Source organism: Sinanaerobacter chloroacetimidivorans, assembly GCF_018128545.1.
GTDB classification, from domain to species: domain Bacteria; phylum Bacillota; class Clostridia; order Peptostreptococcales; family Anaerovoracaceae; genus Sinanaerobacter; species Sinanaerobacter chloroacetimidivorans.
Window position 1 is genome coordinate 1 of sequence record NZ_JAGSND010000017.1, and the last position, 20,838, is coordinate 20,838.

A 20,838-nucleotide genomic window follows, 5' to 3' on the forward strand; every position below is an offset into this window, starting at 1 on the left:
TTATTTGAAAAAAGTGATGCAGCCTTTGAAAATACAAGGGTTTTAATAAAAAACGTAGTGTCAAACTTGACACTACCAATAATATGAAGGAGGAAATTCAATGAAATTTAAAGTAGTCCATAACTGTATCAATGTCTTTGATTTGGACAAGTCCATGACGTTTTATGAGGAGGCTCTGGGCATGGCGGAGGTAAGAAGGATTACCGCAGAAGACGGTTCCTTCATACTGGTTTTCATTGCAAATGAAAATTCGGAACATCAAATAGAACTTACCTGGCTCAGAGACAAAAAAGAACCCTATAACCTGGGGGACAACGAAATGCATATAGGATTCAGAACGGACGATTATGAATCTGCTTATGCAAAGCATAAGGAAATGGGCTGTATCTGTTATGAGAACCCATCCATGGGAATTTACTTTATTGCGGATCCTGATGGGTATTGGCTGGAGATCATTCCTACCAGGTAATCTTAGTATGCAACAAAAATTGGGGGATTCATTAGGTTTGAGTAAAAGTACATCTATTTTATGGAAAATCATATTTCTTATAATGATTATCGCAATCGCTTTCCCTTTTTTACATCTGATGAAATCTTCCGGAAATGCAGGTATTGAGAGAGGCCTTTTAGACCTTTCTCAATATGATTTTGAAGAACGGGGAAGTCTTTGCCTGGATGGAGAATGGGAATTTTATTATAATCAGTTTCTGATACCTGAGTTAAACGATAAAAAGGGTTCGGAAAAAGATCCGGATGCACTCATCTCCATACCTACCGTCTGGAATAATTATCAGATTAAGGGAGCGCACATTCCGGGATTTGGATATGGTACCTATCGCCTGCGCGTAACAGGAGCATCTGCCGGCATCCCTCTGGCCATGAAGATTCTTCCGCAATCAACTGCCTATCAGCTCTATATTGATGATGAGCTTCTTGTGACCAACGGTACGGTATCAAAAGATAAAAATTACGCAAAAGCTGTATATAAACCTGAAAGTGTGACTTTTACCCCAAATGAGTCAGAATTTGTTATTACTTTTTTGGTTTCAAACTACATCTATGCAAGAGGGGGCATGTGGGATGCACCCACTTTGGGAACTGATACGCAGATCAAATCTCTGGACCGCTTTATCGGATATCGGGATATTTTCCTGCTTGGCAATTATTTCATCATGTTTTTTCTTTGCCTCATGATCTATGCCATCAGACCTGACAGCTATTCTCGGTTATATTTCGCATTGCTGTGCCTTCTCTCTACCGGCAGAGTATTGCTTTACGGAGAACACCTGATACGCTATTTTACAGATAGCTTCCGATTCATTGCAGTCATCGAATACATAACGCGCTACTGGTATCCGATTTTGGTATTGCTTTTATTGAAAGAGCTGTTCCCCAAAAGTATCTCATCAAAATTTGTAAAATATCTGCTGTTTGCAGCAGCTATAATTACGACAGCAACTTTTGTTTTGCCGGTTTGGGTCTTCACATCCCTATCAGCAATTGTAATGGGATATAACTTATTATTTGGTTTATTCATCATTACTGTACTTCTCAGGATTCGTAATGAAAAAACCAATTGGACTTTTTTGTTTGGGGTGGTAGTGTTCTATCTCACGGGAGTTTATGACATTCTTTTCGCCAGTTCTGCCTATGTGGAACTGAATCCCGTTGGTTTTTATGTCTCTCTTTTGATATTTGCGTTTATTCTGGCTGAAAATTATGGAGAAGCGCTGAAAAAAAGTGAAGAATCCCTGCTCGAGCTGGCAGAAGTAAGTGAGCATAGACTTCAAACGGAATTGAAGCTGCTCCAATCTCAAATCAAACCGCATTTTCTGTATAATGCACTATCTGCCATTGCCAATGTTTGCGGTAAGGATGGGAAAAAAGCAGAGGAATTAATTCTAAATCTGGCATTTTTTATGCGTGCCAATTTTGATTTCAGTTCCTTTGACCGATTTACAACGCTGGAAAATGAGCTGGAATTTATCAAAAGCTATGTTACCATTGAAACTGCCCGCTTTGGGGACAGAGTTAACTATACTGAGCAAATCGATATTCCTCTTACTACACAGATTCCCAGGCTCATTATTGAGCCTTTGGTAGAAAATGCAGTGCGCCACGGTGTTTCCAGGAAAAAGGGCGGCGGGCAGATTCGGCTTACCGTTACAGAGCTTTCAGAAGAAATTTATGTCGAGGTCTATGATAATGGTGTCGGAATGGACCAAGAGAAGGCTGCGGATTTGTTTTGTAATGAAAAAAGAGGGATTGGCTTAAAAAATATACAAGAAAGATTAATAAAACTTTATGGCAGTGGATTGAAAATTGAGAGTGTTCCCAATGAGTACACCAGGGTAAGCTTTATGATGAAAAAGGAGTCGCAGCATGCTTAAGATAGCGGTAGTTGATGATGAAAAACATGCTTTGGAGCGTTTTGAAACAGTAGCAGGGGAAATGGAAAGCATCTCTATATGCGGTCTGTTCGACGATCACGAAGAATTTCTATCCTATGTAAAAAAAGAGCAGATGGACATTGTCTTTTTGGATATTGAAATGCCGGGAACGAATGGAATGGAGCTTGCGGAGGAGCTCCTGAACTGGAAACCGGAATTAGGGATCGTGTTTGTGACGGCCTATAATCAATATGCGGTAGAAGCCTTTGAGTTAAATGCGGTAGATTATATTCTAAAGCCCATCACCAAGGCCAGATTGGAGAAAACCTTGAGTCGAATCGTTATCCGAAAACCGCTGCAGGAAACCACCGTTAAAAAAGCATTTATTCAATGCTTTAAAAGATTTGAATGCAGGATTGACGGGGAAGTCTGCTCCCTGCAAAACAATTCTAAAGTGAAAGAGCTATTGGCATTTTTGGTTGACCGGGGAGGGGCCTCTGCGACCTGGGAACAAATCACCGAATGCCTGTGGCAGGATGCTGATTATGAGAAGGCGCATAATAATCTTTATATAACTACCTACCGCTTGCGAAAATGGCTCACGGAAATCGGCCTATCCCACATCTTTGAATGTAAAAGAAATAACTATAGAGTGATTCCCTCTGCCTTTGACTGTGATCTGTATGAAATGCAGCAGGCTGAGAAAATCAGGAATCTTGAAAGATTAAATAGCTTTTATACAGGTGAATATCTGGAGGAAGAAGGTTACGAATGGGCCTATCCGAAACAGGCAGAATGGGCAAGGAAAATGCAAAAGTATGGAATTCTATAAGTAAGGAATCATACAGATAATAATATTTATATAGAAATTATAGAATTGAATAAATTTAATAGATAAAATGAATTAGCTCCCCTTGGAAATTTTCTGAGGGGAGTTTTTTTGTTACAGTAAGGGTTTGGTAAGGGAGAGGATATTATAATCAAAATAAGAAGAAAAAAATCGAATATTGTCATTAGAAATCAGAGGTGGTGTTATTTACGGAATACATGATAGCAGACGTTAATAAGAAAAGAAGCCGGCAGCTCCAGGAGAAATTGGATGCCTATGCAAAATTTCAGTGCGTAGCCATCGTCACCAAAGAGCGGGACTTGATGAGAAAAATGAAGCATAAGCAGCCGGAGCTGGTACTGGTCTATGTAGGAGAAAGCAGGTTAAATGCTTTCTCTATAATGGACTTTATACGGATTTTTGCTTCAAAGACCAAAGTGGTATTCTATTCTGAAAATCGTGATTATGCAATAGCCGCCTTTGAGTCGGGAGCGGATTATTTTATCCCCTTGCCTTTCGATGAAATACAGATAGGCAAATTTGCTTTTCGCTGCATCAATCAAATAAAAAGAATCAATCAGTGGGTTGATTTTGCTCAGGAGAAACAATAGAAGGAGGAACAATATGAAAAAACAACAGAAAACGATCACATCATTTATCTTAACATTGGCATTGGTTCTCGGTTTATTTACATTCGGCCCTAATGTGGGAGAGGCCCATGCATCTGCGGCGGCCTGGAATGGAACGGATATATCCGAATCTTTATCCGGTGACGGGTCTTTTACTTCCCCCTATGCTATTTCCAGCGGTGCAGATTTGGCCTATCTGGCTTATTCAGTGAATAATGGTAACAGTTATAGTGAAAAGTATATTGAACTATCGACTGATATTGATTTGGGCGGTCATAATTGGACCCCAATCGGAATAAGCAGCGGTATTTATTTCAGCGGGAACTTTGACGGTAATCACCACACGATATCAGGATTAACCATTACAAATTCGGCTCCCAGCACCTTTTATCAGGGCCTATTCGCGTATATTCGCAGTGGTGTCATAACCGATGTTAACTTGACAGATGTATCTATAAATACTATCGCCTATCATGTCGGAGGATTGGTCGGCAGTATGCAAAACAGTACTGTGTCAGGTATTTCTGTAACCGGTGAAATTATAGGCAATAGTGTTGTCGGCGGAATTGCGGGCAGTATTAATTCAGTAGGTCCGGATATCTTTGGAACCATTTCATCCAGCAGTGATATTTGTACAATATCCAGCATTGGGACTGACAGTTGGGATGGAGATGCAGGCGGAATTGTCGGGTCTAATAACAAAGGCAAAATCAGTGCGTGTGCTGCGGAAGGTTTTGTATCGGGAAATACGCGGGTTGGCGGCTTAATAGGAGGAAACGCGGACGGTTGTATTGAGCACTCCTATTCAACTGCTGACGTCAATGCAACAGGAATGTTTGTTGGAGGATTGGTTGGAAGTTCAACTGATTTCTCCGCCGCACCGGAGATTATCTCCTGCTACGCCACCGGAAATGTCTCGGGTGATTCGGGCACGGTAGGCGGACTTGCCGGGATAACGGTCAATACAAAAATACTGAAATCCTATGCCGCCGGCAGCGTATCAAGCGGATCTTCAAATGCAGGAGGACTGGTTGGCGCCCATCAAAACAATTCGGTAATAGAATCCTGCTATGCAACGGGTTCAATATTGCAAGGTGATCAAGCAGGAGGATTGGTTGGCAGCACATTTATGGCATCTGTTGTTTCCTCTTATGCCATTGGGTACATATCACCTGGTGCAATGGTCTCCGGTGGTTTGGCCGGTGTCGTAACCTTAACTACTTTCAGCGGCTGTTTTTGGGATACGGAAACATCAGGGACGGACAACGCATTTGCCGTAGGAACCAACACCGGAAATACCGGTACCTCAACAGCAATTATGACTTTAAATTCTTCAATTTATGAAGCGGCAGGCTGGGATTTCAGCAATACCTGGAATATGGGCACAGGGTCTTATTTATATCCGGTATTCGGCACAAATGGTACACCGGTGGTGCCACCTGGCCCAGCACCCGGCGGTACGGGATCTTCAGGCGGCTCTTCCTCAGGCGATACACCTGTTAAAATAGATGGGTTGACGAAAATGTCCGTTACAGGTAAAACAGAATCCATAGATGGAGTAAAAACCCTCGTGTTTACGCCGGATCCCGGTAAGCTCAAAACATTTATTGAGACGGCCAAAGACAATTCTGAAATCAAGATCCCTTACGCAGGCACATCAAATTCTATTGGAGGTGCATTTTCAGGGGACGCTATAAAGTTAATGGCTGATAAGAACATAAGTATCGGGCTTGAGATGAATGATATTCTATATCAGATTCCGGCAAATGCAATAGATTTTAAAAGAGCGGCATCAATAATGAACAGGTCTGCGGATCTGAGCGGGCTGGAAATTCGTATTGTCATTCAAGATGCCAATCATGAAAAGGATGAAAAGATCAAAGCCGTACTGCAAAGTCAAAACTTTACGTCTCCGATGCCGGCTGTTGAGTTTAAATTGATTGCAGTCAATACTGCAACCGGCGCCAGCTCCTCGTTAAATCAATTTATAGATTACATAGAAAGGGTAATCAAATTGCCGGATAACGTAGATCCTTCCAAAATCTCAACAGGTGTTTTGTGCAAGGAGGCCGGTAAACTTGTCCATGTGCCCACAAAAATCACCGAAAAAAACGGAAAATACTATGCTGTAGTCAAGAGCTATACAAATGGAATCCTGTTATTCATAGAGAATACCTTCTCCTTCCGGGATATTGAGAATCACTGGTCTAGAAATGAAGTCCGGGAAATGGGTGACAGGCTGGTGGTGACAGGGGTTGGCGGCAGCCTTTTTGAACCGGACAGAGAGATCACCAGAGCCGAATTTGCGGCTATCATGGTACGGGCGCTCGGCTTGGCTGCGACGGAGGAAAATGCACAATTTAAGGATGTGAAACAGGGTGAATGGTATGAAGAATATATCAACACAGCAGTTTCTTCTGGTATTTTAAAAGGATATGGAGACGGCACCGCCAGGCCCTTAAATCTAATCACCCGGGAAGAAGCAATGGCGATCATCGCAAGGTCTATGAACATCACGGGTATGGATCCTTCCATAGAGGCCGGAGATACTGAAAAATTACTTTCTTCTTTCCGTGATGCAGGAAAGGCTTCCTCATGGGCAAAGGATGATATTGTGAGCTGTGTGAAAACCCAGGTGGTTACAGGAAGCAACGGATATCTTAAACCTCGGGATGAGATCACCAGAGCGCAGGTCGCTGCCATTGTACAGAGATTGATGCACAAATCAGCATTGATTTAAAGGATTGGATGTAAAACCTCTATCATGAAAAAATAATAGGGTGCTTACTATAATTGTTTAATATTTCAATAACTCCCATTGCTAATTAAATAGGCATATGTTATAATTTTAGTGTTATACTAATTTTGTATAATGGATTTACTATTTTAAACATACACTCTTTAATGATTGTTGGAGATTGATTTGTGAAAAATACTGGTCCAAATACTGATTAAGGAGGAATATGTTTATGCAAGATAAGACACTGGAATGCAAGGATTGTGGATGCACATTTACATTTACTGTAGGTGAGCAGGAATTCTATAAGGAAAAAGGGTTCGAAAATGAGCCACAGAGATGCCCTGAATGCAGAGCTGCAAAGAAAAGACAGAGAAATAATAAATATTAATCTGAATTTAATTTGTAATGTAAAGTAATTTACGATTTAAGAGAGCGGATATTCATGATCTGCTCTTTTTTTTGTTGCCTAATCGGAAATATGTTGAGAGGAAGCAGCAAAATTCTTACGCACTTCCTGTTATATTTTGACAGAACAAGTCTAGGAAAAGGATTAAAAAGCTTGGACACAGTAACGTATAATTGAGACAAGGGGGTGAAACCATGAAAAAAAGAAACTTTCAACATTTGCTTGCCTGGTTGGTCGTGTTTGTGTTTATTCTAAGTACTTTTCCTGCACCTACGTTAGCAGCCAATGAGATCGCTGACAGTATCTACATAAATGGAAATATTTACACAATGGATCCGGATCAGCCAAATGCAACGGCCATCGCTGTAAAAGGCCAGATGATTATTTCTGTAGGGGATGATCAAAAGGTAAAAGAGTATATGGGAAACAATACCAAACTGGTTGATCTGAAAGGCAAGACTGTGATTCCGGGTCTGATTGAGGGTCATATGCATTTGCCCATGCTTGGAGAGAACTTATTAAAAATTGATGCATTCTGGAAACCAAAAGCAGAAATTATAGCAGCAGTAAAAGAAGAAGCGGCAAAAGTCAAACCGGGTGAATGGATCACCGGCTTTGGCTGGAACAATGTTATTTGGGATGATAAAAGCTATCCGACGAAAGAAGAACTAGATGCCGTTGCTCCCAATAATCCTGTTGTTTTGGAAAGAACCGACGGCCATATGATCTGGGTGAATTCCATGGCTCTGTCTCTTGCGGGGATTACGAAGGAATCAAAAGATCCTCAGGGAGGGGAAATCTTGAGAGATGCAAGCGGTAACCCTATGGGCTGCCTCACAGATACAGCCGGAGAACCCGTACAAAAAATAATTCCTATATTGAGCGAAGAAAGGGAAAAGGAAGCCATTGTCAAGGCCCAAAGCCAGCTTTTGTCCTATGGACTGACCAGCATTATGGATGCGGGCTCCACGATGGATGTGATCAATTTGTACAAGGAATTGTATGAAGAAAATAAACTTTCCATTCGGCTTTACTCCTTGATCGGCGGAGCCTGGGGAGGTACACTCGGTGAGACTGAAAAAAATTATATAGCCAATAATCCGCCGCAGCGAGAACTCTATGACAGCCGGTTGAGCATCAATGCTGTAAAGTTTTTTGCTGACGGATCCCTGGGATCAAGAAGCGCAGCATTGCTTGGGGATTACAGTGACAGAGCCGGACATAAGGGGAACTACAAATATTCCAATGATGAAATCTACGCAGTCATGAAGGATTCCTATAATCAAGGTTATCAAATTGCAACCCATGCCATTGGTGATGGGGCTGTAAATCAAGTAATCAATACCTATGAGAAACTTATGAAGGATAATCCAAGAACAGATGCAAGGCTCCGGATCGAGCACTTCCAGGTAGCTACGCTGGGGGATATCAAGAGAATTGCAGAGCTGGATATTTTACCGGCTATGCAGCCTACTCACGCAACCTCCGATAAATCTATGGCAGAGGACCGTATCGGAAAAGACAGAATGGCAGGAGCCTATGCATGGAGAAAAGTAATTGACAGCGGATCCATTATTATTGGCGGTTCAGATGCCCCGGTAGAATTAGTAAATCCATATCACGGGCTCTATGCAGCGGTAACAAGACAGGGCCGAGATGGACAGCCGGCAGGCGGATGGTATGCGGAAGAAGCGATGACGAGAGAGGAAGCCTTGAAATCCTTCACCATATGGGCTGCCTATGGGCAATTTGAGGAAGGAATCAAGGGCTCTCTGAAAGCAGGTAAGCTTGCGGACTTTGTTGTGATCGACAGGGATTATATGAATTGTTCTGCAGCTGAGATTAAGGATATTCAGGCGCTGACCACAGTTTTGGGAGGAAAAGTGGTTTACCAAAAGAACAATGATTCTCCTGCTGTAATTTGGCAGGGAATACCGGTAAGCTTTTCCGCTGCACCTGTAAACAAAGGCGGCAAAGTCTATGCGGATGCAGCTGCAATGGCCGATAAGCTAGGTGCAGTCGCAGCCTATCAAGATGGAAAAGTAACAGTGACAAAAGAAAACAAAAGTGTAAACCTCACTGCATTTCCAGGTGTAGACGGAAATCTGGTTCCTGTTCGGGAACTGCTGGAAGGCTTCGGATATCAAGTTGTCTGGAATGACCTGAGTAAATCGATTTCAATTCTATAATAGAATTATAAATAATAGACGATAGACATTATTAAAGAGAAGGGGTTTGTTATGTCAAGCAAACTCCCTTTTTATTTGGGGTATATTTTTACTGCACAATAGATATTTCCATGTTATATCCTTTTTCATTTATATTTTTCCCTGCAAAGGATTGAAACGAATGATTTTTGTTTGTCCGAATATATATAGATACTAGAATGCAGTTTGGAGGGAAAATCAAAATGACATTAAAAAAAAGAACGATAACGTTACTGTTTGCTTTACTCTTTGTGTTGGCATCAAGTCCCGCAGCCTTTGCCGAAAGCTCGGATTACTGCAATCACTGGGCTGGCGAAACGATTGGCGAATTCTTGGAAAAAGGTTGGGTACAAAGAGACCAAAGCGGAGAACTGAATCCGGATCAATACGCCACAAGAGCTGAGTTTCTTACTTTGATCAATTCCATCTGGCCAGGTTCCATCCCCGTTCATGAAAATAAAAAGGAGAAAAACTCAGATCAATCAGATCAAATCAAAAATAGTGATGAAGAGTCGGCCGGGGATAAGGAAAAATCCCAGCTTGACGATCCAATTAAGCGGGAAGAGGCGGCATATGTGATTGCAGGAATCAAAAAGTACACAAAAGAGGAAGGCAAGGAACTCTCCAAAGGATTCCAGGATTCGGATCAAATTTCTCCATGGGCCTTGGATTCCGTAGAAATCATGCTTCAAAAAGGAATTATGAAAGGTTATCCAAATCAATTATTACGTCCAACGGATCCCATCACCAGGGCCGAAGCCATGACACTGTTAAAGGCAGTGCTGAATTTATCTGATTAAAACTAAAATAAAACTATAAATAAAACTCCTTGTAATATTAAAACTCCCTGTAATGGGAGTTTGTTTTATAACGCTGTAAAATCCTCAAAACTTCTTGGCAAATAAAGACAGCTATATTTAGTGAATTTTACAGCTATATTTGATAAATTTTATAAAAGTTTTTTTCTACGTCTGATACCTCAAGGGGCATGCTGAAATAAAAGCCTTGAACAGCATCGCATTTCCCTATCATCAATCTTTTCACTTGTTCGTAATCTTCTATTCCCTCCGCAATTACTTTCAAACCCAGGCTATGCGCTAACGCTATAAAACTATCGATAACGGCGTTACTATCAAAGTTGAGAAACTTCATGCTGAGGTTTCTATCCAGCTTGATGGTATCAATGGGCAAGAAGGTCAAATAGCTTAGAGAGGAGTAACCCGTGCCGAAATCATCAATCGCAATTCGGATCCCGTACTCCCTGAGCTCCTGTAAAAAGGACAAGGTTGCCTCGGTATTTTCCAGGAATACATTTTCAGTAATTTCCAGAACAATAAGATTCGGATCGACGTTGTTTTCTTTCAGCAGCTTCAATAAATGATTTTTAAAATTGTAGTCATGTATTTGTACTGCAGAAAAGTTGATGGCCACGGGCTTCAGCTCTAAGCCCTTCTGCTGCCACTGGCAGAGCTGCGTTACAACCATCTGCACCGCTTTTCTCCCGATTGCAATAATCAGGTCGTCTTCTTCCGCCACCGGAATAAAATCTTTTGGGCTTACCGCCGAACCTTTTAAGCGAATCAGTGCTTCATAGCCTAAAATTTCACCGGAATACAGATCGATCTGAGGCTGGTAAACCATTTTAAAACCGTCATTTGTGATTGCCTCCCGCAACAAACTTTTCATCTGCCATTTCTGTTTTAGATGGTCGTCCATTTCCTTATTGAAAAAAGCATAGCTATGTTTCCCGCTGTTTTTAACAAAATATAGGGCCAAGTCAGCGTACATAATCAGTTGATTGAAATCCTGGCTATCTTTCGGGAAGGTTGAAATGCCCATACTGAATTCAACCTTGACCTCATTCTTTTCAATTTGAAACGGTTTTTGAAAGAGCTGGAAGAGTTCTTCGATAAATAAGCGGAGCTCTTCCCTTCCTTCTTTGTATTCGTACAATATTAAAAATTCATCTCCACCGAATCGGGAAACAAATACCCGTTGGTTTACTCTTTCTTTTAATTTTCTGGAAATGTATTTCAGGACTTTATCACCAAAAAGATGTCCAAGAGTATCATTAATACCTTTAAAATTGTCCAAATCCAGCAGAAGGATAGCACCCTGACTTTCAGTATGGAGAATTTCACTCAATTTTTCCTGAAATCTTCTGCGATTGGGCAAACCTGTCAAGGGATCATGATCCGCTAAATAGTGAATAAATTCCTTCTGCGAATTGATCTGTTTTATGGAATGGTTGACTTTCTCCAACAGTCCGTTTACCGAATTCATGATGCCGGAAAAAGGATTGTCCTTGGATAAATGAAGCTGATAAACCGTCTCCTGATCTATATCAATCTTTTGGATTTCCTGATCTATAATTGCCATGTTGTTTTTTAATTCAATGAAATTATCCTGCATATTATTAAGTGCCCTGGATATTTCTCCGATTTCATCTTTTTGATGAATATACAGTTCGAAATTTTTCTTTTCATATATATCAAAATCAAAAGTAGCCATTTTCTTAATCGCCTGAGCAATTTTTAAAATAGGTTTTGTAATATAATTGGAGATAAGGAAAATCAACATCATGACGAGCAGAAACATGATCGAATAAATGATAAATAGAAAGTCTGTTAATGAACTGGACTGCTCCAGGATTTCATCTTTATCCATAACAGATATGTATTTCCAGCCGCTGTAGGGGGAGATGTAAACATTAAATACCTTTTCTGTGTCATCAATCTGACCCTCAAAGGATTTTCCGTTATATTCGTCTACGGAATGAAAAACATCCAAGCCCAAATCTTCAATACTGTTCAACGTCCATTCCTCGTGATCGGGACTGTTGATAAAAACATTGTTAGGGCTCAGAATGCAAATGTAACCTGATTCGCTGTATTTCAGACCGTTGATCTTATTCATCAATTGATCCAGCTTAATGGTAAGGCTTACCACACCAATTTTTTTATGATCCAAAGTAACGCTTTTATCAACGCTGATAACCAAATCATTTGTAACTTTGGTAATATAGGGTTCTGAGATGATAGCATCTTCTTTGTGAATGGCATTCAGGTACCATTGCCTCCCGCGTGGATCATAGGGCCCAGGGGGGTTGAAGTCCGGGTACTCTGCATAACCGCCTTCTTCGGTGCCAAAGGAAACAAATTCGATAATATCCTGATTTTCCTTTATCTGACGAAAATATTTCAGTATTTCTGATTCACTTTCAGCAGCATCTAAAGGAGAAGCAGACGGATCGTAGTGAATATAGGAATGGATTTGTGAATACGTATGTAGCAGTCGTTCGTCCTCGGCAATAATAGAAATTAGATCCTCAGTGTTTTTCAGTACGGAATCATCGACATGATCTGCAGCCTGCTGAAGCATAATGTTGGTATGTTCGATATTGCTTTTGTAAAGCCATTCCTCTGTTTTGTTTTTTATATAAAAACTGCTTAACAAATATGGAATCAGGCAACCGACAAGAATACAGATTATTAATTTGTTTCTTATACTGAAATTATCTAACATATATATACCTTTAAATACCTTCTGACTGCTATTTTTTCTTTATTCTATCATTTTTGACGACTCCTTTGTTACCTTTATTTTAGACATCCGTCATAATTAACAAATTCCCTTTTGGAATGCCGGACGGCTACCCTTAAGGAATCTCTCCATGTACTATGAAGCATAATGGCTCTTGATGAACAATAGGTCTGGCATAATTTACATTGTACACAGTCTAACTCTCTGACCGGAGATGATTTTTGCTGCTGCAATTCAAAAACAGATAGAGGACAGTTCTTTACGCATTGTCCGCATCCAGTGCATTGATTCTGATTTACGGTGACAAGATCGCCCTTCAGTTCAATGACATTTTTTTCTTCATCCTCTACACCGTTTACTTTATAAATGTTGGGACTGCCTTCTCGAAGAGGATTCCTGCAGGATAAGGAATGATAGTAATCGATTGGTTTGTACTCCGGGAAAAGACTGACTGCAAATCGAGCCGCACGCCTCAAGTCTTTTTCGTTGGGTCTTCCTTTATTGCCGCCACCTACGAGGGTAAAAGGGCCGGTACAGTCATAGCCTTTTGACGAAAACTCACCGATGATTTTTCGTCCCTTCTGGATGAGCATTTTTTTTATGGGGTCGTGATATTTACCAAGAATAGGACTTCCGTGGGTAGAAAATATAAAAGCAGCCTGTTCGCCAAAATTCATTTTGGTGATGAAATCCAATAAAATCGGGTGATGACGTGCAAAAAAAATTCCCGATCCGAAGCCTACCGCTTTATATTTCATGACATCAAGATTTTCTGCCTGCCTGACAGATACTAATTGGCAGTTCAATTCACCGGCCATAGACCTGCCTAATTTTAATGTGTTTCCATTGTAAATAGATTCACAGATGATAAGAATCTCCTTGTTCATAGTAAAAAACCTTCTTTCTTGTTAATGTTGACACTGTAAACATTCTATCTCCAAATGTTTACAGTGTCAACATACTGTGATATAATAAAAGAAAAAAGGAGAACGTTTTAGCATGGAAGCAGCATCTTACCACCATGGCAATTTAAAAAATGAACTGATAGAGGCTGGAATTCAGCTGATTAACCAGGACGGTGCCGAAAACTTTTCTCTGCGGAAGGTCGCTATGAAATGTAAAGTGAGCCATGCAGCTCCTTATAAACATTTTAAAAATAAGGAACAACTTTTAAGTGAAATGAAAAACTTTGTAATTAGTAAATTTATGGACAACTTGGAAGCTGTCGTACCGAGTCATGAAAGCAGTTCGATATTAGTTGACCTTGGAATTGCGTATATTGGTTTTTTTATAGACAATCCCCAATATTTTTATTTCCTCTTTTCACAGGAAGTATTCGACTTGAAGATTACTGTCACTGACGGAGGATTGACTCACAGTGATTTTGGGCCTTTTGAACTATTTCGGAAAACGGCGGAAGAATATATGACGAAAGTGGAACTCAATCAATCCTCCTTTTCCAGGAACATTATAACCATGTGGGCAGCAGTTCATGGCCTTGCCTCTATCTTTGCTACGAAGCATGTTGAGTATAGTGGAGATCGAAATGTATTCATAAGGGAAATATTGGAACAAAATATTGTCTTGAATTAGTCTAATAAAAACATGAAAATTAATCAAAAATGATTGACAAATGGACGAAAATCCTTAATAATATAAGAGCGAGTTAGCAAGGACAAAATGAATAGGGGCTTATAGCGCAGCTGGGAGCGCGCCTGACTGGCAGTCAGGAGGTCAGGAGTTCGATCCTCCTTAGGTCCACCATAAAACAAAACTCTCCATTTATGGGGAGTTTTTGTTTTATCCTGAATTAAGAAGGAGGAGGATCGAACTCCTGGAAACTAAGGTGAGATCCTCATTGCCTATTTTGCGTGGCTTCAGCCACAGTGCAAAATAGGACAGCGTAGCGAACGAAGAGAGCGTAGGAGCACGTGTAAGCTTGCGTTAGGTCAACTAAATTTAAAAATAGCAGAGATTTCTGCTTTGAAAAATAAAAGCGGCCAGAACAGTCGCCGAAGGGAACCATATGGTTCCCTGGCGGAAGTGTCAATGCTACATTTTCTAATCTTCAGTTTTTAATTTCGTATATGCTTTTTTTTCTCTTGATCTCGGCATGGTTTTTTCTTTGATATGTTCCAGCGCTTCCAGGATTCCCTCCAACTGATCGCCAGGAAAGCCTGCCAGCATATGGTCTGTGGGAATGTCAGTAGCGTTCCTGCAGCCGTAGCAGCCAAGACTGGTGTTGAGCTTATGGGTAGAATGGGGTGTTGCAATAATATCAATACAGGTTCCGTTTGAGATGCTGGTGGAAAACTCATGCCTTCCGCCATTTTGGTAAATTGCGGCGAGACTCACCCACATAATCTGCTCTGGCACGGTTTCCAGCAGGATTACGTCGGGTTCGAAATCAACTTTCAGAAGAGGTGCAAACGCTATTGCGGAAAATTGATTCTGCCTGAACCGTGGAATCAGCTCCATGGTATTCTTCGCGCCTTCCTTGCAGAATGCCCCGAGCTGAGACAGAAATTCTCCATTCATCAGCTTTTCTGGAACCGGAAGAAATCCCAAAGCGGAACCGCCGTTGGCGCAGGCGATGTTTCCGGCATCGGCCAGCAGCTTATTTCCTTCCCGAGCTTTCATTATAAACTGGCAAATCGAATATTTTTTAGTGCTGTCATAGCCAACCAAGGTATCGCCTTCTGTGAGAAATTTAATTCCTACCGGTGCGGTTTTCATTTCAAGTATGGTTTGTAATTGATCGCTAAGTTGTTTATAATCCATTTCCGTTCCTATAATCTTTCTGTTGTTTTGGGAATCACAAGTTCGTTGTCGATCTTTTCCAGATCAAACCACCATTTATCCGTGGCCTCCAGTTCGCCGATATAGTTTTTTTCTTTCCACAGCTTCGCTTGCTTGTCAGCCATGGCGGCGAGACTTTCTGCCGTTCCGTCCCAATTTTCAAAGTCCTTGGGATCCGAATCTACTCTGCTCCACGGGCAGAACTTCGCGCACCTACCGCATACACAGCCTTTGGTGTTCATAATGTCGAATACAGAACATTTCTTTTCGTCGATTTTCCAGGTTTCATATCCGTTATATACTTCTTTTTCCCCGAAGGAAATTGCCTTTGAAGGACATTGCTCCGCACAGATTGTACAGGTCTCGCAATATTTCTGAAGGCCGAAGTCGATGGGCTTGTCGATTTCTAGAGGCATATTGGTTAAAACAGCGGCGGATTTAAAATTTGCACCAAGAAACGGGTTCACTGCGATCCCCATTCTACTCTCTTCGCCCAGTCCGGCTTCAATAATCAGCTGTGGCATCAGCGTTAGGTAGTTCCACATGTTGGACGGGGCGGCCTCATACCCCAACCTTTTAATGTAATTGGCCATGGTCTCTGTTTGACATGCCAGCCTCTGGTAGGTCTGGAAGCTCACCGGATCGAAAATCCAGTCGTAACCGTTAGATGCTTCGATGGTATATACATTTTTTCTACACAGCAGTACGATGGCATATTGATACAGCGCTTCAATTGGATTTCCGTCCATATCGTTGCTGTAGACGGCAGATTGGGGCAGCTTACAGATTCCAACAATATCGGCACCAAGAAAATAACCGAGGCTTTTAATATGTCTTGCCAGCACTCTGGGGTTATCCGGGATCGGTGCCTTTTTTTCGGCCACATCATTCTGCCGGAAAGAGTTAATATGTTTCTGCATGCTTACCAGGGCAGCTCCGAGTGGTTCGGTAACCGTCATATGTGGAGCTCTTTCCATGACCTTTTCCCCGTAATCACCCCGAAAAGGAACTGCCAGAGCATGCTCTCTGGGATCTCTTCTTTCAATCGTACCCACATATTTCGTGGTGGGGCTTTCAACTCTTTTCAATTTGTCAAGGGGATATCTTCCGAGCTGCTTATCGTTGTAAAGAATATCCCTGTATTTAATTTCGTTGCCCATGTTTAACCTCCCAATGTGTCTTGATGAAACTCTTGATAATATTCTAACTATTTAATGACGGATTTGCTATGTTGATTGTGTGAGAAATAGGGGAGGCATATTTTCGTAAAATATACACCGGTATAAAACCGTTACTGCTTCATCTTCCTACCGTGCTCCACAAATTAAATAAATTTGTATTTTATTTCTAACTATGCTAAGATACGCTTGCAAAGATAATGTTTGTTATGATTTATAATGAGTTTATTCAGGAGAATTACGATGCAATCTTTAATCGACAACCTTCGTTCAGACCTGCTGGACCTTTTGGCGCAGGACGCCAGACTTTGGGATTTATTACATGAAGGCTACCAGCTTCTCGGCAATCCGCTTATGGTATTTAATCACAGAGGCGAGGTTTTATCCATTTCTGAGCATCAGCCATATAATGATCCATGCTGGGAGGAAGCGGAGCGTTCCTGCTTTTATTCCAAAAAAAGATTTTCACAAATTACTTCGTATGATTTTTTAGAGAACAATCCTGTGCTCCTGACGAGTAAGACTTCATCGTTTCGAATCATGGCGGCGCTACTTCCGAACATGGTATCAAAAACTTATCTTGTCATGCTGGAATCACAACGACTTTTTACAGAGCCTGACCAAGAAGTTCTGATGATTCTTGCCAGTGCAATCTCGATCAAACTGAGAAAGCGCAAGCGGCGCGATACGCTTTGGATTGATACTCATGAGCTTTTCATCAGCAACCTTCTTCAGGGAATGATCAAGGATGAGGATACGGCAAGGGACTACGCGCTGAACTTCGGCATCAGGATCAGGGACGGCATAACGATCATGACCGCCCGTTCCATAATGGATCTCGGAGAAAGTGATATTCTCAAATTTTCCACAGAAATAAAAAATATTTTCCCTGAATGCAAAACCTCAATTTTCAAGGGAGACCTAATCATTTTAGTATTTGATCCTGTATTGACTCATCGAAACAGTGAGGCCATGGCCAAAGCTCACGAATTTTTTCGAGAAAACCAGATGCAGGTATGCGTGGGGATTACCGTCAGGCATTTCCTGTCCCTCATCGTACAGTACCGCCATACGGCGGCGACTCTGAATATCTGTTCTAAGCTTGAAATTAGGGATTCAATCATTTATTACGATCAGTATGTCATACAAAACCTTCTTCAGAGCTACGAAACAAGAGAACTGGAACTTATGTGCCATCCCGGCATCTTGAATCTCTATGAGTGCGACCGGCAAAAGGGAACGTGCCATGTGCTGACTATGTATGCATACACTATAACTCACGGAAACCATCCGGATGCTGCAAAAATGCTGAATATCAGTTCCAACACCCTGAAATACAGATTAAATTGCATTGATAAAATGCTTGGATCGGATTGGAAAAAAGTATTGACATTTACACTATATCTGTCCGTTAAAATATTGTTCATTTTAGACCCAGCGTTTATGAAAGAATGTGAAAGCCTGGAGAGAATGAGCATGGACATCCGGAGGTAGGCAGGATGGAAAACAAACGCTATTTTTCTGCCATCAAGGCGGAGCTTTTTCAGGCACTGACCAGCGCTGGCAAAATGGATCAACTGGTTAACGACACGGCTCGAATCATTGGAAATCCCATTGGGATCGGCATCATCGACGACACTGTCAGATACTTGTCACAGGGAATGCCAAAGGACACGGTTCTCACCAGCCCTGCGCTTTTCCATAAATTTTATTCCCAGAATATTTTTAAAACCGCGCATGTCGGGGCGCAAAAAGAAACGAACCACATCCCCAAGGGTGTTGATCTGTATGAGCATGTCGGAGCGGCGCTCCTTTTAGACGGAATCACCATAGGCTATTTCAGTGTAGTGCTGTGTGACCGTCCGTTTCAGACCACTGATCCAGAACTTGTTTCAATTGTTAGAGATGTATTGCAGTTGGCTTTGAAAACTGATCTCGGAGGTGCCTTTCTGCTGAAAATTGATAATACAAACAAGCTCCTGCAGGGTCTTTTCGAGGGAGAGAAGACATATTTGTCGAGATATGCTCTTTGGGACGAATTGGAACTGAAGAAGGGAAACCCTGTTCAGGTTTTTGTCGCGACTTACGCGCAGGAAAGCGGAGCAAATACGCCGATGCTGCAGGTACGGGAACAACTGCGGACGGTGCTGCGCTGCGACCTGCATATTATGAAAAATAAGCGCTTTATCTTTTTGTGTAGTTATAATTTAAAAGAAAAGCAGGATGCCATTCAGGAAGTCCTGCATTCTTTTCATCTGATTGCCGGAGTCAGTTACAGCTTCTACAAGCTTGAGGAGTCGCAGGAGCGTTACCATCAGGCCCTGGACGCAATGCGGCATTGCGAAGCCGGAAAAGGGACCGGACTTAGCTTCTATGAGGATTATGTCTTTTTCAAGATTACCAACGAACTATGGCATCAGAAAAAGCTCCGGCATTATTGTCATCCGACTGCCCTTGCACTTCAACACTACGATCAAAAAAAAGGAACCAGTCTGGTTGAAACGCTCCAGTCATATTTTTCCACCGGACGCAATCTGGAGGCCACTGCAAAGAACCTAAACATCCATCGAAATACAGTCTTACGGCGTTTGGAGAAAATCTCGGAGCTGACCAAGACCAGCTGTTTTTGTGCAGATTCCTTATACAATATTTATTTGTCGACCGTGTTGATCAACCATTATACCATTTAACATTAATTCCCCGAACTCGAGGAATTAAAGTGTATGTTTTCCGCGAAAAAATGCCTTTTATTCTCGCACAATCACCATAGAAGCCCTAAAAAACGAATGCTATAATAGTGCCGTCATGACAAAAAAATAATTATCGTTTTTTATATTATGGGAGGGAAATGAGAATGGAAGACGTTACGTTAAATTCATCTCAAAACAACATTAAAACTATGACTGTAATCTACGGAATTGGGAATGGCTTCGCCTTTTTTGACCGTGTCTTAATTGCCATGCTTTTTCCATTTGTGCTACCTGCATTCGGTCTTGACTATTCTCAGGGCGGCTTATTGCTGTCGTGTATGGCTGTCGGATATATCGTTTTCAGTATTTTAGGCGGCAATCTTTCCGACCGAGTCGGAAGAAAAAAGATTCTGCTGCCTTCTTTAATCGTTTTTTCTGTCGGATCCATGATAACGGGATTTGCCAATAACTTCGCCCAACTGATTGGGATACGAACCGCAATCGGTGCATTCGAGGGTTCTTATAACTCAGCGGCTGCAGCCCAGGTTTCGGAGGAAGCGCCTCCGGAAAAAAAGGGGAGCTTCATGGGGTTGTATTTGAGTTTTGCAATGCTTCTTTTAGGTTTTTTCTGCCCGATTTATGCAACCAACGTCGGAGCTGCTTTGGGCTGGAGGTGGGCGTGCTATCTTACCATTATACCGGGAGTAATCCTTGCACTTCTTGCATGGAGAACGGTAAAAGAAACAAAAAAGACATGGGATCTTTCTGAACAGAATGCAGGTGAAAAAGTCAAGGTGTCCTATCTGGACATTTTCAAAGAAAAAAATATCATCGTCTGCATCATCATGGCCATGTTCGGGATGACGTGGCAGTGGAGCTGGACTGGTTACGGAACTTCCTTTTTCATGACGGAACGGGGCTTTGATGCGGCTGCGGCAGGCGGAATTATGTCAGCAATGGGTCTTGGCGGCTGGCTGGGAATGATGGCGGTGCCCGCATTGTCCGATAAATTCGGCCGCAAAAAGACCATGGCCATCAGTGCGGTGATTGCATTCCTGTTTACCTTGCTGCTGATCTATCAATCTGCAAATTTGCCTCCTGCAGCGATTTTTATCATTTTCTTTGTTGCAGCCTTCTTTGGAAACGGAATGTTCCCGATTTTTCTTCTGACAGCAAGTACGGAAAGCGTTCGTCCTGAACTGGGGGCTTCCACGGTCGGTCTCGTCTCCAGCATTGGGGAAATCGTTGGAATTGCCATTGCTCCTCCAATTCTGGGAGCCATCGGCGACTCATATAATCTCACGATGTCGATGACGGTTGCAGCCTTTGCGCTAGTAATTGCATTCTTTGTCAATCTTCTTCTGAGAGAAACGGCTCCGAATATAATAAAGCAGAAAAGCTCAATATAAATTAGTTGGAGGAAAACA

16 protein-coding genes and 1 tRNA gene are annotated in these 20,838 nt (G+C 41.8%); 13 read left to right on the forward strand and 4 right to left on the reverse strand.

Going from position 1 to position 20,838, the window contains the following annotated elements; genetic code table 11:
• Nucleotides 1-100: 100 nt before the first annotated feature.
• The 8 genes from KCX82_RS18275 (at nucleotide 101) to KCX82_RS18310 (ending at nucleotide 10,001) form a co-directional block, all read left to right on the forward strand.
• Nucleotides 101-469: a VOC family protein gene (locus tag KCX82_RS18275; protein WP_227019932.1), complete on the forward strand. Its 369-nt coding sequence runs from the start codon at nucleotides 101-103 to the stop codon at nucleotides 467-469.
• An 82-nt stretch (nucleotides 470-551) separates the two neighbouring features.
• Nucleotides 552-2,390, forward strand: a complete 1,839-nt coding sequence (locus KCX82_RS18280; RefSeq protein ID WP_227019933.1) for a sensor histidine kinase — start codon at nucleotides 552-554, stop codon at nucleotides 2,388-2,390.
• Nucleotides 2,383-3,222, forward strand: coding sequence for a response regulator (locus tag KCX82_RS18285; protein ID WP_227019934.1), 840 nt, complete (start codon nucleotides 2,383-2,385; stop codon nucleotides 3,220-3,222). The genes KCX82_RS18280 and KCX82_RS18285 overlap by 8 nt, the downstream gene beginning before the upstream one ends.
• Nucleotides 3,223-3,419: 197 nt before the next feature.
• Nucleotides 3,420-3,830, forward strand: coding sequence for a response regulator (locus tag KCX82_RS18290; RefSeq protein ID WP_227019935.1), 411 nt, complete (start codon nucleotides 3,420-3,422; stop codon nucleotides 3,828-3,830).
• Between the two features lie 13 nt (nucleotides 3,831-3,843).
• Nucleotides 3,844-6,588, forward strand: a complete 2,745-nt coding sequence (locus KCX82_RS18295) for an S-layer homology domain-containing protein (protein WP_227019936.1) — start codon at nucleotides 3,844-3,846, stop codon at nucleotides 6,586-6,588.
• A 229-nt stretch (nucleotides 6,589-6,817) separates the two neighbouring features.
• Nucleotides 6,818-6,976, forward strand: a complete 159-nt coding sequence (locus KCX82_RS18300; protein WP_227019937.1) for a zinc-ribbon domain-containing protein — start codon at nucleotides 6,818-6,820, stop codon at nucleotides 6,974-6,976.
• Between the two features lie 212 nt (nucleotides 6,977-7,188).
• A complete protein-coding gene (locus KCX82_RS18305; RefSeq protein WP_227019938.1) occupies nucleotides 7,189-9,183 on the forward strand; it encodes an amidohydrolase family protein in 1,995 nt (664 codons plus the stop codon).
• A 221-nt stretch (nucleotides 9,184-9,404) separates the two neighbouring features.
• Nucleotides 9,405-10,001: an S-layer homology domain-containing protein gene (locus KCX82_RS18310; protein ID WP_227019939.1), complete on the forward strand. Its 597-nt coding sequence runs from the start codon at nucleotides 9,405-9,407 to the stop codon at nucleotides 9,999-10,001.
• 133 nt (nucleotides 10,002-10,134) lie between these two features.
• Here KCX82_RS18310 and KCX82_RS18315 read toward each other — a convergent pair whose 3' ends face one another.
• Both KCX82_RS18315 and KCX82_RS18320 read right to left on the reverse strand, forming a co-directional pair.
• Nucleotides 10,135-12,726: a bifunctional diguanylate cyclase/phosphodiesterase gene (locus KCX82_RS18315; RefSeq protein ID WP_227019940.1), complete on the reverse strand. Its 2,592-nt coding sequence runs from the start codon at nucleotides 12,724-12,726 to the stop codon at nucleotides 10,135-10,137.
• 74 nt (nucleotides 12,727-12,800) lie between these two features.
• On the reverse strand, nucleotides 12,801-13,631 hold the full coding sequence (locus tag KCX82_RS18320; protein WP_227019941.1) for a 4Fe-4S binding protein: 831 nt from the start codon (nucleotides 13,629-13,631) through the stop codon (nucleotides 12,801-12,803).
• A 112-nt stretch (nucleotides 13,632-13,743) separates the two neighbouring features.
• Here KCX82_RS18320 and KCX82_RS18325 point away from each other — a divergent pair, with 112 nt between their 5' ends.
• The gene (locus KCX82_RS18325) at nucleotides 13,744-14,337 is read left to right on the forward strand and encodes a TetR/AcrR family transcriptional regulator (protein ID WP_227019942.1); all 594 of its coding nucleotides are present in this window, start codon (nucleotides 13,744-13,746) and stop codon (nucleotides 14,335-14,337) included.
• A gap of 95 nt (nucleotides 14,338-14,432) precedes the next feature.
• A tRNA-Ala gene (locus KCX82_RS18330) sits at nucleotides 14,433-14,508 on the forward strand.
• A 297-nt stretch (nucleotides 14,509-14,805) separates the two neighbouring features.
• Here KCX82_RS18330 and KCX82_RS18335 read toward each other — a convergent pair.
• Nucleotides 14,806-15,525 carry a DUF169 domain-containing protein gene (locus KCX82_RS18335; protein WP_227019943.1) on the reverse strand — a complete coding sequence of 240 codons (720 nt, stop codon included), beginning with the start codon at nucleotides 15,523-15,525 and terminating at the stop codon, nucleotides 14,806-14,808.
• An 8-nt stretch (nucleotides 15,526-15,533) separates the two neighbouring features.
• The gene (locus KCX82_RS18340; RefSeq protein WP_227019944.1) at nucleotides 15,534-16,703 is read right to left on the reverse strand and encodes a 4Fe-4S dicluster domain-containing protein; all 1,170 of its coding nucleotides are present in this window, start codon (nucleotides 16,701-16,703) and stop codon (nucleotides 15,534-15,536) included.
• Nucleotides 16,704-16,964: 261 nt separating this feature from the next.
• On the opposite strand from KCX82_RS18340, the gene KCX82_RS18345 reads away from it, so the two are divergent.
• The 3 genes from KCX82_RS18345 to KCX82_RS18355 all read left to right on the forward strand — a co-directional run bounded on the left by KCX82_RS18345 (nucleotide 16,965) and on the right by KCX82_RS18355 (nucleotide 20,820).
• Complete coding sequence (locus KCX82_RS18345) at nucleotides 16,965-18,215, forward strand: PucR family transcriptional regulator (RefSeq protein WP_227019945.1); 1,251 nt, start codon at nucleotides 16,965-16,967, stop codon at nucleotides 18,213-18,215.
• Nucleotides 18,216-18,220: 5 nt separating this feature from the next.
• Nucleotides 18,221-19,411, forward strand: coding sequence for a PucR family transcriptional regulator (locus KCX82_RS18350; RefSeq protein ID WP_227019946.1), 1,191 nt, complete (start codon nucleotides 18,221-18,223; stop codon nucleotides 19,409-19,411).
• Nucleotides 19,412-19,575: 164 nt separating this feature from the next.
• Nucleotides 19,576-20,820, forward strand: coding sequence for an MFS transporter (locus tag KCX82_RS18355; protein WP_227019947.1), 1,245 nt, complete (start codon nucleotides 19,576-19,578; stop codon nucleotides 20,818-20,820).
• Nucleotides 20,821-20,838: the final 18 nt, after the last annotated feature.

Excerpts from the sequence above, each read along its gene's own strand:
- KCX82_RS18275 (WP_227019932.1), top strand. The coding sequence starts at position 101 with ATGAAATTTAAAGTAGTCCATAACTGTATCAATGTCTTTGATTTGGAC.
- KCX82_RS18280 (WP_227019933.1), top strand. The coding sequence starts at position 552 with ATGATTATCGCAATCGCTTTCCCTTTTTTACATCTGATGAAATCTTCC.
- KCX82_RS18285 (WP_227019934.1), top strand. The coding sequence starts at position 2,383 with ATGCTTAAGATAGCGGTAGTTGATGATGAAAAACATGCTTTGGAGCGT.
- KCX82_RS18295 (WP_227019936.1), top strand. The coding sequence starts at position 3,844 with ATGAAAAAACAACAGAAAACGATCACATCATTTATCTTAACATTGGCA.
- KCX82_RS18300 (WP_227019937.1), top strand. The coding sequence starts at position 6,818 with ATGCAAGATAAGACACTGGAATGCAAGGATTGTGGATGCACATTTACA.
- KCX82_RS18305 (WP_227019938.1), top strand. The coding sequence starts at position 7,189 with ATGAAAAAAAGAAACTTTCAACATTTGCTTGCCTGGTTGGTCGTGTTT.
- KCX82_RS18310 (WP_227019939.1), top strand. The coding sequence starts at position 9,405 with ATGACATTAAAAAAAAGAACGATAACGTTACTGTTTGCTTTACTCTTT.
- KCX82_RS18315 (WP_227019940.1), bottom strand. The coding sequence starts at position 12,726 with ATGTTAGATAATTTCAGTATAAGAAACAAATTAATAATCTGTATTCTT.
- KCX82_RS18320 (WP_227019941.1), bottom strand. The coding sequence starts at position 13,631 with ATGAACAAGGAGATTCTTATCATCTGTGAATCTATTTACAATGGAAAC.
- KCX82_RS18325 (WP_227019942.1), top strand. The coding sequence starts at position 13,744 with ATGGAAGCAGCATCTTACCACCATGGCAATTTAAAAAATGAACTGATA.
- KCX82_RS18335 (WP_227019943.1), bottom strand. The coding sequence starts at position 15,525 with ATGGATTATAAACAACTTAGCGATCAATTACAAACCATACTTGAAATG.
- KCX82_RS18340 (WP_227019944.1), bottom strand. The coding sequence starts at position 16,703 with ATGGGCAACGAAATTAAATACAGGGATATTCTTTACAACGATAAGCAG.
- KCX82_RS18345 (WP_227019945.1), top strand. The coding sequence starts at position 16,965 with ATGCAATCTTTAATCGACAACCTTCGTTCAGACCTGCTGGACCTTTTG.
- KCX82_RS18350 (WP_227019946.1), top strand. The coding sequence starts at position 18,221 with ATGGAAAACAAACGCTATTTTTCTGCCATCAAGGCGGAGCTTTTTCAG.
- KCX82_RS18355 (WP_227019947.1), top strand. The coding sequence starts at position 19,576 with ATGGAAGACGTTACGTTAAATTCATCTCAAAACAACATTAAAACTATG.